Here is a 12739-nt window from a genome sequence, read left to right on the forward strand (position 1 = left end):
TGTGGCCGGCCGGGTGTGGCGGCGGTGCGACGGATCCGGGCATGCCATTCCGATGCTGATGGAAATGTCAGCCCGTCGGGGCATGCCATTTCGGTGCCGCGTGTCATCCCGAACGCAGTGAGGGATCTGGGCGGTGGCGAAAGCAGATCCCTCACTGCGTTCGGGATGACAGTGAAGATGCTGTTCGACTCCCGACGCCCTGCTCCCGATCTGTCGTGGACCGGCCTCCGCCCCATTCCCGCTATCCTGTCCGCATGTCCGCCGCCGATACGACCGAACGCCTGCTGCGCGGCCTGTATTCGGCCGTGCTGTACCTGCTGGTGCCGGTGACGGTCTATCACCTGATCTGGCGCGGGTTCCGCCAGGAGGCGTACTTCGAGCGCTGGAGCGAGCGCTACGCCCACTACGCCGCGCCCGCGGCGCAGACGCCGGTGTGGGTGCATGCGGTGTCGGTCGGCGAAGTGAACGCGGTTGCGCCGCTGGTCAACGCCCTGCTCGAGGCGGCGCCGGAGCGGCGCCTGCTGATCACGACGATCACGCCCACCGGCTCGGCGCGGGTGCGCGCGATCTGGGGCGAGCGCGTGGACCACGCCTACCTGCCCTATGACCTCGGCGGCGCGGTGCGCCGCTTCCTCGGACACTTCCGCCCGAAGATCGCGCTGGTGGTGGAAACCGAGCTGTGGCCGAACCTGCTGTTCTGCTGCCGTGACGCCGGCATCCCGGCTTACCTGGTCAATGCGCGCCTGTCCGAGCGCTCGTTGCGTGGATATCGCGCGCTGCGGCCGCTGCTGTCGCGGGCACTGGCCACGATGCGCCGCGTCGCCGCGCAGTCGCACGACGATGCGCGCCGCTTCGGCGCACTGGGCGCGCCACCCGCCGCGCTCGTGGTCACCGGCAACCTCAAGTACGACATCACGATCGACGCCGAGGCGCTGGCGCGCGAGGCGGCCGGGTTCCGCGAGCGCATCGGCGGCCGGCCGGTCTGGATCGCGGCGAGTACCCATCCCGAGGAAGAGACGCCGGTGCTTGAAATGCACCGGCGCCTGCGCGAGCGCTGGCCGGATCTGCTGATGCTGTGGGCGCCGCGCCATCCCGAGCGTTTCCGCGGCGCCGCGCAGCAGGCGGTGGACGCCGGCTGGCGCGTGGCCACGCGCAGGCTGACCCGGTGGCCGGATGCCGAGGATGCGGTGTTCGTGCTCGACACGCTCGGTGAGCTGCAGCAGTTCTATGCCTGCGCCGATGTGGCCTTCGTCGGCGGCAGCCTGCAGGACATCGGCGGTCACAACCTGCTTGAACCGGCGGCGGTGGGCACGCCGGTGGTCAGCGGCCCGCACCTGCACAACTTCGCCGACATCGCGCGCCAGATGCAGGCTGCCGGCGCGCTGCGCGTGGGCGAGGACGCGGACGCGGTGGGCGCGGCGCTGATCGGGCTGATGGACGACGCCGACGCGCGGGCGGCCATGCGCGATGCGGGCCTGGCCCTGGTGCGCGACGGCCGCGGCGCCCTGCAGCGCACGCTCGACGTCATCGCCCCCGATCTGCCGCCCGGGCTGGCGTGACGGGGAGCCTCGTTGCGCGCTGCGCTGTCGGGGTCGGGATGACACCAGCTGGTCGCCGAGGTGCAAGGCGGTCAGCCACGGATTTCGCGGATTCCGCGGATCAAGACAGGACAGGACAAGACGGCGAGGACACCGCCACTCGTCCTCATCTGCGTTATCCGCGTCTATCCGCGTCATCCGCGAAATCCGTGGCAGAAAGCTCTTCCGCTGAAACCAGTGAAACCAGTAGGCCCCAGAAACGACGAAGCCGGCGCAATGCGCCGGCTCCGGGTGCCGCAGCGGCGAGGACCGCGGCCTACTGCAGCGGCGCGGGCGCCGTGGTGTCGTTGGTCAGCAGGCGGTTCACGTCCTGCACCGTGGTCGCGTCGAGCGTGCCGGCCGCCTGCTCGAGCAGCAGCCGGTTGCGCAGGTAGTTGTAGCGCGCAGTGGCGTAGTTCTGCCGCGCCTGGAACAGGTTCTGCTGGTTGATCAGCACGTCGATGACGGTACGCGTACCGACCTCGAGGCCGACCTGCGAGGCGTCGTACGCGCTCTGCGCCGAGACCAGCGCCAGGCGCCGCGCCTCGACCTCACTGATGCCCGCGACCAGTGCCTGGTAGGCGTAGCGGGTGTTGCGCTCGATCGCGCGACGGCCCTGCTCGAGCTGGTCCCGGGCGATGTCGCGGCTGGCGATCGACTGGCGCACGCGCGATTGGGTCGCGCCGCCGGAGAAGATCGGCACGGTCAGCGTCAGGCCCAGTGTGTGGCCTTCGTCGGTCAGGCTGACGGTGCCGGGCGAGGGCGAGTACCAGCTGGTGTTGTTGCTGTAGGTCACGCCCACATCGAGCGTGGGCAGGTGGCCGGCGCGCGCGGTCTGCACGCCGTGCTCGGCGCCCTGCACCGAGTACTGCGCGGCCTGCAGGCTCGGGTTGGTCTCGAGCGCGCGCTGCACCCAGGCTTCGGCATCGCCGCCGACCGGCAGCTCGGGGCGGAAGTCATCCGGCAGCGCACGCAGCGCGTTGATCGGCGTGCCGGTGATCTCGGCCAGCGCCTGGTAGGCGTCCTGCAGCGCATTGCGCACCAGGATCGTGTTGGCGCGCGCGCCGTCGTACTGGGCGCGGGCCTCGTGGACGTCGGTGATCGGCGCCAGGCCGACTTCCAGCCGCCGGTCGGCGTAGTCGAACTGCTTCTGGAACGCCGCCTCGGCCGCCTCGGCAGCGCTCAGCGTCTCCAGCGCGACCAGCACGTCGAAGTAGGCGTTGGCGGTGCGCGTGATCAGCTCGTCGCCGGCGGCCGCCAGGTCGTAATCGGCGGCGACGCTGTAGTCGCGCTGCGCGCGCAGGTTGGAGATCGCGCCAAGGTCGACCAGCGGCTGGGTCAGGCGGGCGCCGTAGCTCCGGCCGCGGCCCGATCCGGTCTCACCGGCGTCGTGCGCGCGCGTCAGGCCGGCCGAGCCGCTGACCTGCGGCAGCAGCGCCGCACGCGCCTGCACGGCATTCTCGCGGGTGGACAGGCGGCTGGATTCGGCGATCGAAAGCTGCGGGTCGTTGACCCGCGCCAGCTCGTAGGTCTGCATCAGGTCTTCGGCGAAGACCGGCGCGGACGAAAGGGCCAGGGCGAGGGAGAGAACGAGGGGGCGGCGAAGCATCGGAGATCCTTGGCGAAAATGCGGGGCGTGTCAGAACTTGAATTCGGGCGTCGGTTCGGCGCCGGCGAGGTAGGGCAGGTCGGTCTCGAACAACGATTCGTAGCGGCGGCCGTTGACATCGTTGTGCAGCAGCGCCGCTTCCATCACCGGCGCGCGGCCGCGCACCACGAACATCCGTCCACCGGGACGCAGCCACTCGAGGAAACGTGACGGCACGGTGTCGACCGCGCCCGACACGCAGATCGCGTCGAACTGGCGGCCGGGCTCCCACGCGAACGCATCGGCGGCGACCACCGAGACGTTGCCCAGGCCCTGCGCGTGCAGTCGGTCGCCGGCGGCTTCGGCCAGGTCGGCGTGGCGCTCGATGCTGGTCACCTCGCGCGCAAGCGCGCCCAGGCAGGCGGCGAGGAAGCCGCTGCCGGCGCCGATTTCCAGCACCGCCTCACCGCCCTGCAGCTCCAGCGCCTGCAGCGCACGGCCTTCGAGCACGGGCTTGAGCATGGTTTCGCCGTGGCCGATCGGCAGCTCCAGGTCGGCATAGGCCAGGGCGCGGTGGCGATCGGCCACGAAGGCCTCGCGCGGCATTCGCACCAGCACGTCCAGCACGCGGCCGTCGAGCACGTCCCAGGGACGGATCTGCTGCTCGACCATGGTCTCGCGGGCCTTGGTGTAATCGAACGTCATCTTGCGGTCCGGAATGTGGAAGGAGGGAACGCGATTCTACCGGCCGGATCACCTGAATTCCCCGGGGCCATCATCGCCAGCGGCCCGGGGACGGCTGAGTGCCGGAAGTCACCGCGACCGATGGCCCGAATCGTCAGGGCGCGGTCAGCGGCCGGCGGCCATAGGCACGCAGGAACATCGCGACGGTGGCAGCGATATGTTCGTCCACATCGGCCGTGCTGGGGCGCCCGCACAGCCCGCAGGCCATGCGCGTGTGCAGGTCGCCCTTGAGCAGCGCGAAGAACTGGCGGGCGGCGCGGGCGAGATCGGGGATTTCCAGCTCGGCCGCGCGCGCCTCCAGGAAGGTGGCGAAGGCACGCTGCACGCGTTCAGGCCCGGCCTGCCAGAACAGGTGGCGCAGGCGTTCGTCGCCGCCGGGGCTCATCATCATCCGGTGCGTGGCCAGCGCTTCTTCGCTGGTGATCATCGCGAAGAAGGCGCGGGCGATGCCGTCCAGCTGCGAGCGCAGCGGCGCCGACGGGTCGGCCACGAACAGGTCGTCGGGCATCAGCGAATCGCAGACCACCCGCACGGCCTCGCCGAACAGGGCTTCCTTGTCGCCGAAGTGGCTGTAGACGGTGAGCTTGGACACGCCGGCCTCGGCCGCGATCTGGTCCATGCTCGCGCCTTCGAAGCCTAAGCGCGTGAACATGCGCGCCGCGGCGTCGAGGATCGCGGCGCGCTTGGCCAGGTCCTTGGGGCGGCCGGGTCCGGGGGTCGGCTTGGGCTTGGCGACGACGGGCGGGAGCTGCGGGGCCATCCATGGAATACTAGACTAATCGGTTTGCTATTTATACTCTGCCCGCCCTGGCATTCACCCCGCGCTCCGGATGCACATGACCGATCGCTCCTCCCTGTGGGCCCTTGGTGCGGCGATGGCCGCACTGCTGTCCGCCTGCGGCGGGAACGGCGAGGCCGTCGAAACGCGGCGCCCGGTGCTGGTGGAACAGCCACGCAGCGGCGCCGACGCTGCGGTCGTCACCTACGCCGGCGAGATCCGCGCCCGTGAGGAAAGCCCGCTCGCATTCCGCATCGGCGGCAACCTCGTCCGCCGCCACGTCGATGCCGGAGAACGCGTGCGCAAGGGCCAGGTGTTGGCCGAACTGGACCCGGGCGACCAGCGCCTGCAGGCCGAAGCTGCGCGTGCGCAGCTGGCGGCTGCCGAAGCAGAGCTGGGTCGGATCAGCGCCGACCGCACCCGCTTCCAGGCGCTGCTGCGCGAGCGGCTGGTCAGCCAGTCGGCCATGGACGCGCAGGACGCGGCCTGGCGGGCGGCCGGGGAACAAGCCAGCGCCGCCCGGGCGCAGCTCGATGTCGCCCGCAACCAGGCCGGCTACGCGCAACTGCGTGCGCCGTTTGATGGCGTGGTGGCCAGCCGCCTGGCCGAGGCCGGGCAGGTGGTCGCCGCTGGACAGGCGGTCTATACCCTGGCCGGTGACGGCGGCCGCGAAGTCGCGATCGCGCTGCCGGAATCGCGCGTTGGCGAAGCCAGCCTCGGGCAGGTGGTCGAGGTCGAACTGTGGGTTGGTCCGGAGCGGCGCCTGCGCGGGAGCATCCGCGAGATCGCCGCTGCCGCCGATCCGCAGGCGCGTACCTTCGCCGCGCGCGTGGCACTGGATGCCGACGTCGCCGACGAGGTCGCGCTGGGCCAGAGCGCGCGCGTCCACGTGCGGGAGGAGGGGGAGGGCGCGGCGCTGAGCGTGCCCCTGACCGCGCTGCAGCCGGGTCCGTCGGGCGGGCATGCGGTGTGGGTGTTCGAGCCGGCCAGCGGCACGCTGCGGCTGGCGCCGGTGGAGCCGGGGCGGCTGGGCCAGGAGCGGGTCCGGGTGCTGTCGGGGCTGGAGCCCGACGACTGGGTGGTGACGGCGGGTGGTCACCTGCTGCGCGAGGGCCAGGCGGTGACGCCGGTGGACCGCGACAATCGGCCGGTGGGGCTCGCCACGCCGGCGCCGGCTTCCGCGGAACAGCCGCGGTGACTGCCGCGAAGCCGCAGTGCTTGGCGCCGGGTGTCGCCCGGGCGAGACCTGGTCAGAGCACGCCGGCGCGGCATTGCGACGCCCACCGCGGCCGGGTGGAGCGCTGAGCCATGCGCTTCAACCTCTCCGAGTGGGCGCTGCGCAACCGCAGCCTGGTGCTGTACGCGATGATCGTGGTCGCCATCGGCGGGGCGCTGTCCTACCTGCAGCTGGGGCGCTCGGAAGACCCGCCGTTCACCTTCAAGGCGATGGTGGTGCGCACCCTGTGGCCGGGCGCCACCGCCGAGGAGGTCGCGCGCCAGGTCACCGAGCGCATCGAGAAGAAGCTGATGGAAACCGGCGAGTACGAGTACATCCGCTCGTACTCGCGGCCGGGCGAATCGCAGGTGATCTTCATGGCGCGCGACTCGATGCGCTCGCGCGACGTGCCAAAGCTCTGGTACGAGGTGCGCAAGAAGATCGGCGACATCCGCGCGACCCTGCCCGAGGGCGTAGTCGGCCCGTTCTTCAACGACGAGTTCGGCGACACCTTCGGCAACATCTACGCGCTCACCGGCGAGGGCTTCGACTACGCCGTGCTCAAGGATTACGCCGACCGGGTCCAGCTTGAGCTGCAGCGCATCGACAACGTCGGCAAGGTCGAGCTGATCGGCCTGCAGGACGAGCGGATCTGGATCGAGGTCAGCAATACGCGGCTGGCCACCTTCGGCATCCCGATGGCGACGATCCAGCAGGCGCTGGCGCAGCAGAACGCCGTCTCGCCGACCGGCTTCTTCGAAACCCCGGGCGAGCGCGTGCAGCTGCGCGTGGACGGCGCCTTCGCTTCCGTCGACGACATCCGCGACTTCCCCATCCGCGCCGGCGACCGCACCGTCCGCCTGGGTGACGTCGCCACCGTCACCCGCGGCTTTTCCGACCCGGCCGCGCCGCGCATGCGCTTCATGGGCCAGGACGCGATCGGCCTGGGCGTGTCGATGCGCGAGGGCGGTGACATCCTGCGCCTGGGCAGCACCCTGGACGCGGCGTTCGAGCGCCTGCAGCGCACGCTGCCGGCCGGCATGGAACTGCGCAAGGTCACCGACCAGCCGGCCGCGGTGCGCGACTCGGTCGGCGAGTTCGTCAAGGTGCTGGCCGAGGCGGTGGCGATCGTGCTGCTGGTGAGCTTTTTCGCGCTGGGCTTCCGCACCGGGCTGGTGGTGGGGGTGGCGATCCCGCTGGTGCTGGCAATGACGTTCGTGGTGATGAAGTGGTTCGGCGTCGGCCTGCACAAGATCTCGTTGGGCGCGCTGGTGCTGGCGCTGGGCCTGCTGGTGGACGACGCGATCATTGCTGTGGAGATGATGGCGATCAAGATGGAGCAGGGCTTCGACCGCTTCCGCGCGGCCGGCTTCGCCTGGACCAATACCGCCTTCCCGATGCTCACCGGCACCCTGGTGACCGCGGCCGGCTTCCTGCCGATCGCGACTGCGGCCTCGGGCGTGGGCGAGTACACGCGCTCGCTGTTCGAGGTGGTGGCGATCGCGCTGGTGGTGTCGTGGATCGCGGCGGTGCTGTTCATCCCGTGGCTGGGCGAGAAGATGCTGCCGGACATGCAGGCGCATGCGGGGAAGCCGCCGCTGCTGCAGAGACTGTCCAACTTCGTTCGCCGCGTCGTCTCCCTCCCCCGCCTGCGGGGGAGGGCCGGGGTGGGGGAGCGCCGCGAAGCAGCGCTTGATGGCGCGACGACCGGCTTGCCCCCACCCCAACCCTCCCCCGCAAGCGGGGGAGGGAGCGCAAGTGGGGCAGGAGGCGCAAGCGGGGGAGGGAGCTCAAGCGGGGCGATACCTGGGCACGATCCCTACCAGACCCGGTTCTACCTGCGCTTCCGCCACCTGCTGGACTGGTCGCTGCGCCACCGCTGGCTGGTGATCATCGCCACCATTGCCGCATTCGCGCTGTCGCTGGCGCTGTTCCGCTTTGTGCCGCAGCAGTTCTTCCCCGATTCCACGCGGCTCGAGCTGATGGTCGACATGGAGCTGGCCGAAGGCAGCTCGCTGCGCGCGACCGAGGCCCAGGTGCGTCGATTGGAGGCCATGCTGGCCGGCCGCGAAGGCATCGACAACTACGTCGCCTACGTCGGCACCGGTTCACCGCGCTTCTATTTGCCGCTGGACCAGCAGCTGCCGCAAACCAACTTCGGCCAGTTCGTGGTGCGCGCGGATGACCTCGATTCGCGCGAGGCGGTGCGCGCCTGGCTGCTGGACGAGGTGGTGCCGCGCTTCCCGGAACTGCAGCTGCGCGTGACGCGGCTGGAGAACGGTCCTCCGGTCGGCTACCCGGTCCAGTTCCGCGTCTCCGGCGAACACGTCGAGCGGGTGCGCGAGCTTGCAGAGCAGGTCGCGACGCGCGTGCGCGCCAACCCGCACCTGGACAACGTGCACCTGGACTGGAGCGAGCCGAGCAAGGTGGTGCGCCTGCGCATCGACCAGGACCGCGCGCGCGCGCTGGGCATCAGCTCGCAGCGCGTGGCGCAGTTCCTGTCGGGCTCGCTCAGCGGGCTGCAGGTCAGCACCTTCCGCGAAGGCAACGAGCTGATCGGCGTGCTGCTGCGCGGCACCGGCGAGGAGCGCACGCACCTGGAGCTGCTCGGCAGCCTGGCGATTCCCGGCGGCGAAGGCGGGCCGGTGCCGCTGTCGCAGGTGGCCACGCTCGAGTACGGCTACGAGGACGGCATCATCTGGCATCGCGACCGCCTGCCCACCATCACCGTGCGCGCCGACATCCGCGACGGCGTCACGCCGCCGACGGTGGTGGCGCAGATCCTGCCGACGCTGGAGGACATCCGCCAGGCGCTGCCGCCGGGCTACCTGCTGGAAACCGGCGGCGCGGTGGAGGATTCGGCGCGCGGCCAGGATTCGATCAAGGCCGGCCTGCCGCTGTTCCTGCTGGTGGTGGTGACCCTGCTGATGCTGCAGCTGCGCAGCCTGTCGCGTTCGCTGCTGGTGCTGCTGACCGCGCCGCTGGGGCTGATCGGCGTGACCCTGTTCCTGCTCGCATTCCGCGTGCCGTTCGGCTTCGTGGCGATGCTGGGCACGATCGCGCTGGCCGGCATGATCATGCGCAACGCGGTCATCCTGGTCGACCAGATCGAACAGGACATCGCCGCCGGCCACCCGCGCTGGGAGGCGATCATCGACGCCACGGTGCGCCGCTTCCGGCCGATCGTGCTGACCGCGCTGGCCGCGATCCTGGCGATGGTCCCGCTGTCGCGCAGCGCCTTCTTCGGGCCGATGGCGGTGGCGATCATGGGCGGGCTCACCATCGCCACCGTGCTGACCCTGCTGTTCCTGCCGGCGCTCTATGCCGCGTGGTTCCGGGTGCGGCGTGACGAGCCCGGGCCCGATATCGCGCGCTGAACACGCGAAGTGTCGCGTTGCGCATGATCAGCGTTGCCGCACCGACGCATCGTCCAGCAGCGCCATGAATGCGCGCGCCGCATTCGACAGCGTGCGCCCGCTGTGGGTGACGTAGCCCAGCTGGCGCTGCAGCCGCCCTCCGGCTACGCGCAGCACCACCGTCGACGCATCGAGCATCGTATGCGGCAGCACGCTCCAGGCCAGGCCGACGCCTGCCAGCATCTTCAGCGTCTCCATCGCGTTGGTGGTCATGTGCAGGCGCGGCGCCAGGCCTTCGGCGGCAAAGCGCTCGGCCACGATGCGGTGGGTGAAGGTGTTCGCATCGGGCAGCACCGCCGGATGCGCAGCCAGCTCGCGCAGCGTGGCGCGGCCGCGCGCGGCGAGGGGATGGTCCGGTGCAACCACGAATTCCAGCGGATCGTCCCACACGGGTACGGCGCGCAGCGGCGCCGCGGCCGGGCCGAGCGTGGTGATCGCAAGCTCCAGCCGGCCGTGCAGCACCTCCGACCAGGCGTGTTCGGAATCGAGGAAGCGGATGTCGACCGGCGCCTGCGGATGCTTGCCGATGAACGCGCGCAGCAGCGGTGGCAGCCGGTGCAGGCCGATGTGGTGGCTGGTCGCCAGGGTGAGGTGGCCGGCGACGGACGCGTCCAGATTGCCCAGGGCGCGGCGCGTGTCCTCCATCTCGCCGAGGATGCTCCGTGCGCGCGGCAGCAGGGCGCGGCCGGCTTCGGTAAGCGCGATCTCGCGGCCGATGCGGTCGAACAGCCGCCGCCCCAGGTGCTGTTCCAGCGCGGCGATGCGCTTGCTCACCGCAGGCTGGGTGAGATGCAGCCGCTCGCCGGCCGCCGAGAAGCCGCCGCTCTCGGCGACGGCCAGGAATGCCGCCAGGCTGGCCAGTTGCATCCAGTCGCTCCAGTTATGCGTTGGATGAAAAATATGAATTGGAGTTATCGAATGCAAGTGCCTAGGATGGATCAGCAGGTTGCCCGGCAGCCGCAGACACCGTCATCCCGGCGAAGTGCCTTTCAACAGCCGAAGGCTGGTCAAGCCGGGCTCCATGGCCTGCCTGCCGCTCCGTCACCCACCCCAAGCATCAATCGGAACCATTCGCCATGTCCGGCAAGACTCTCTATGACAAGCTGTGGGAGATGCACGAGGTCAAGCGTCGCGACGACGGCTCCTCGCTGATCTACATCGACCGCCACATCCTGCACGAGGTGACTTCGCCGCAGGCCTTTGAAGGATTGCGCCTGGCCGGCCGCAGGCCGTGGCGCGTGGACGCCAACATCGCGACCCCGGACCACAACGTGCCGACCACCAAAGCCGAGCGCCAGGGCGGGCTGGAAGCGATCGTCGACGAGGTCTCGCGCCTGCAGGTGCAGACGCTTGACGACAACTGCGACGAGTTCGGCATCCTCGAGTTCCGGATGAACGACGCGCGCCAGGGCATCGTCCACGTCGTCGGTCCGGAGCAGGGCGCGACCCTGCCGGGCATGACCGTGGTCTGCGGCGATTCACACACCTCCACGCACGGCGCGTTCGGCGCGCTGGCGCACGGCATCGGCACCTCCGAGGTCGAACACGTGCTGGCCACCCAATGCCTGGTGGCCAAGAAGATGAAGAACATGCAGGTGCGCGTCGAAGGCCGGCCTGGCCCCGGCGTGACCGCCAAGGACATCGTGCTGGCCATCATCGGCAGGATCGGGACCGCAGGCGGCAACGGCCACGCGCTCGAGTTCGCCGGCAGCGCGATCCGCGACCTGTCCATCGAAGGGCGCATGACCATCTGCAACATGTCCATCGAAGCCGGTGCGCGCGTGGGCATGGTGGCGGTGGACCAGAAGACCATCGACTACGTGCACGGCCGCCCCTTCGCGCCCAAGGACGGCGACTGGGATGCCGCGGTCGCGCTGTGGAAGACGCTGGTGTCGGACGACGACGCGCGCTTCGATACCGTGGTCGAACTGCGGGCGGAGGACATCCGGCCGCAGGTCAGCTGGGGCACGTCGCCGGAGATGGTGCTGGCGGTGGACCAGAACGTGCCGGACCCGGCGCGCGAGGCCGATCCGGTGAAAAAGGATTCGATCGAGCGCGCATTGAAGTACATGGGACTGCAGGCCAACCAGCCGATCACCAGCATCAGGCTCGATCGGGTGTTCATCGGCTCGTGCACCAACTCGCGCATCGAGGACCTGCGCGCCGCGGCCGACGTCGCCCGCGGCCGCAGGGTCGCTGCCAGCGTGAAGCAGGCGCTGGTGGTGCCCGGCTCCGGCCTGGTCAAGGCGCAGGCCGAGGCCGAGGGGCTGGACAAGGTCTTCCTGGACGCGGGCTTCGAGTGGCGCGAGCCGGGCTGTTCGATGTGCCTGGCGATGAACCCCGACAAGCTCGGCAGCGGCGAGCACTGCGCGTCGACCTCCAACCGCAACTTCGAAGGACGGCAGGGCACGGGCGGACGCACCCACCTGGTCAGTCCGGCGATGGCCGCTGCCGCCGCCGTGGCCGGCCACTTCGTCGATGTGCGCGAACTGATGCAAGCCTGAGGACACGCAGCCATGAAAGCCTTCACCACACATGCCGGCCTGGTCGCGCCGCTCGACCGCGCCAACGTCGATACCGACCAGATCATCCCCAAGCAGTTCCTGAAGTCGATCAGGCGCAGCGGCTTCGGGCCGAACCTGTTCGACGAGTGGCGCTATCTGGACGTCGGCCAGCCAGGCGAGGACAGCAGCACGCGGCCACTCAATCCCGGCTTCGTGCTCAATCTTCCGCGCTATGCCGGTGCCAGCGTGCTGCTGGCGCGCGAGAACTTCGGCTGCGGCTCCTCGCGCGAGCATGCGCCGTGGGCGCTGGAGGAATACGGCTTCCGGGCCATCATCGCGCCCAGCTTCGCCGACATCTTCTACAACAACAGCTTCAAGAACGGACTGCTGCCGATCGTGCTGGCCGACGACGAGGTCGATGCGCTGTTCGCACAGTGCGCGGCCAACGAGGGCTATACGCTGACGGTGGACCTCGCCGCGCAGACGGTGACCCGGCCCGACGGCGCGCGGTATTCCTTCGAGATCGACGCGTTCCGCAAGCACTGCCTGTTCAACGGCCTGGACGACATCGGCCTGACCCTGCAGGAGCGCGACGCGATCGCCACGTTCGAGACCCGGCACCGCGCGGCGCAGCCCTGGCTGTTCGACGCCATGGGGTGAGCCGGCGCGCCTGGCGTTCGCGAGGTCGGATCGCATCCGTAGCCATTCACCGTCGGCTTGAAGCAGCTGTCATCTCGAGCCCAGCTGTCATCTCGAACGCAGCTGTCATCTCGAACCCAGCTGTCATCTCGAACCCAGCTGTCATCTCGAACGCAGTGAGAGATCTGCCCAACCGAATCACGCCGCCGGAAGAAGATCTCTCACTGCGTTCGAGATGACAGGACGGGCGCGGGCGAGCGACCGAGCGCCCGGTCGC

9 protein-coding genes are annotated in these 12739 nt (G+C 70.0%); 5 read left to right on the top strand and 4 right to left on the bottom strand.

Features of this window, described 5'->3' with window-relative positions; all coding sequences use genetic code 11:
- Positions 1 to 254 precede the first annotated feature (254 nt).
- Positions 255 to 1559, top strand: coding sequence for a lipid IV(A) 3-deoxy-D-manno-octulosonic acid transferase (gene waaA, locus ACW5EG_RS02380; protein ID WP_457017133.1), 1305 nt, complete (start codon positions 255 to 257; stop codon positions 1557 to 1559).
- 295 nt (positions 1560 to 1854) lie between these two features.
- On the opposite strand, the gene ACW5EG_RS02385 is transcribed toward waaA, so the two are convergent.
- From ACW5EG_RS02385 to ACW5EG_RS02395, 3 genes are all read right to left on the bottom strand, one after another.
- The gene (locus tag ACW5EG_RS02385) at positions 1855 to 3186 is read right to left on the bottom strand and encodes a TolC family outer membrane protein (protein WP_457020765.1); all 1332 of its coding nucleotides are present in this window, start codon (positions 3184 to 3186) and stop codon (positions 1855 to 1857) included.
- A gap of 30 nt (positions 3187 to 3216) precedes the next feature.
- Positions 3217 to 3870, bottom strand: a complete 654-nt coding sequence (locus tag ACW5EG_RS02390) for a protein-L-isoaspartate O-methyltransferase family protein (RefSeq protein WP_457017135.1) — start codon at positions 3868 to 3870, stop codon at positions 3217 to 3219.
- A 133-nt stretch (positions 3871 to 4003) separates the two neighbouring features.
- On the bottom strand, positions 4004 to 4669 hold the full coding sequence (locus tag ACW5EG_RS02395) for a TetR/AcrR family transcriptional regulator C-terminal domain-containing protein (RefSeq protein ID WP_457017137.1): 666 nt from the start codon (positions 4667 to 4669) through the stop codon (positions 4004 to 4006).
- A gap of 76 nt (positions 4670 to 4745) precedes the next feature.
- Here ACW5EG_RS02395 and ACW5EG_RS02400 point away from each other — a divergent pair, with 76 nt between their 5' ends.
- Together ACW5EG_RS02400 and ACW5EG_RS02405 are read left to right on the top strand one after the other, a co-directional pair.
- Entirely contained in the window at positions 4746 to 5885 is a 1140-nt protein-coding gene (locus ACW5EG_RS02400; RefSeq protein ID WP_457017139.1) for an efflux RND transporter periplasmic adaptor subunit, read from the top strand.
- A 110-nt stretch (positions 5886 to 5995) separates the two neighbouring features.
- Positions 5996 to 9280 (top strand): efflux RND transporter permease subunit, encoded by a 3285-nt coding sequence (locus tag ACW5EG_RS02405; protein ID WP_457020766.1) that lies wholly within the window; start codon positions 5996 to 5998, stop codon positions 9278 to 9280.
- A 27-nt stretch (positions 9281 to 9307) separates the two neighbouring features.
- On the opposite strand, the gene ACW5EG_RS02410 is transcribed toward ACW5EG_RS02405, so the two are convergent.
- Positions 9308 to 10186, bottom strand: coding sequence for a LysR family transcriptional regulator (locus ACW5EG_RS02410; RefSeq protein ID WP_457017143.1), 879 nt, complete (start codon positions 10184 to 10186; stop codon positions 9308 to 9310).
- 209 nt (positions 10187 to 10395) lie between these two features.
- Between ACW5EG_RS02410 and leuC the strand changes: the two genes are divergently transcribed.
- Together leuC and leuD are read left to right on the top strand one after the other, a co-directional pair.
- Positions 10396 to 11823, top strand: a complete 1428-nt coding sequence (gene leuC / locus ACW5EG_RS02415) for a 3-isopropylmalate dehydratase large subunit (protein ID WP_457020767.1) — start codon at positions 10396 to 10398, stop codon at positions 11821 to 11823.
- A gap of 12 nt (positions 11824 to 11835) precedes the next feature.
- Complete coding sequence (gene leuD / locus ACW5EG_RS02420; RefSeq protein ID WP_457020768.1) at positions 11836 to 12483, top strand: 3-isopropylmalate dehydratase small subunit; 648 nt, start codon at positions 11836 to 11838, stop codon at positions 12481 to 12483.
- Positions 12484 to 12739 lie beyond the last annotated feature (256 nt).

The sequence above is a fragment of the Luteimonas sp. A611 genome (assembly GCF_054072715.1).

Bases quoted from the DNA above. Each gene is read 5' to 3' on its own strand.
- waaA (WP_457017133.1), top strand. From the start codon at position 255: ATGTCCGCCGCCGATACGACCGAACGCCTGCTGCGCGGCCTGTATTCG.
- ACW5EG_RS02385 (WP_457020765.1), bottom strand. From the start codon at position 3,186: ATGCTTCGCCGCCCCCTCGTTCTCTCCCTCGCCCTGGCCCTTTCGTCC.
- ACW5EG_RS02390 (WP_457017135.1), bottom strand. From the start codon at position 3,870: ATGACGTTCGATTACACCAAGGCCCGCGAGACCATGGTCGAGCAGCAG.
- ACW5EG_RS02395 (WP_457017137.1), bottom strand. From the start codon at position 4,669: ATGGCCCCGCAGCTCCCGCCCGTCGTCGCCAAGCCCAAGCCGACCCCC.
- ACW5EG_RS02400 (WP_457017139.1), top strand. From the start codon at position 4,746: ATGACCGATCGCTCCTCCCTGTGGGCCCTTGGTGCGGCGATGGCCGCA.
- ACW5EG_RS02405 (WP_457020766.1), top strand. From the start codon at position 5,996: ATGCGCTTCAACCTCTCCGAGTGGGCGCTGCGCAACCGCAGCCTGGTG.
- ACW5EG_RS02410 (WP_457017143.1), bottom strand. From the start codon at position 10,186: ATGCAACTGGCCAGCCTGGCGGCATTCCTGGCCGTCGCCGAGAGCGGC.
- leuC (WP_457020767.1), top strand. From the start codon at position 10,396: ATGTCCGGCAAGACTCTCTATGACAAGCTGTGGGAGATGCACGAGGTC.
- leuD (WP_457020768.1), top strand. From the start codon at position 11,836: ATGAAAGCCTTCACCACACATGCCGGCCTGGTCGCGCCGCTCGACCGC.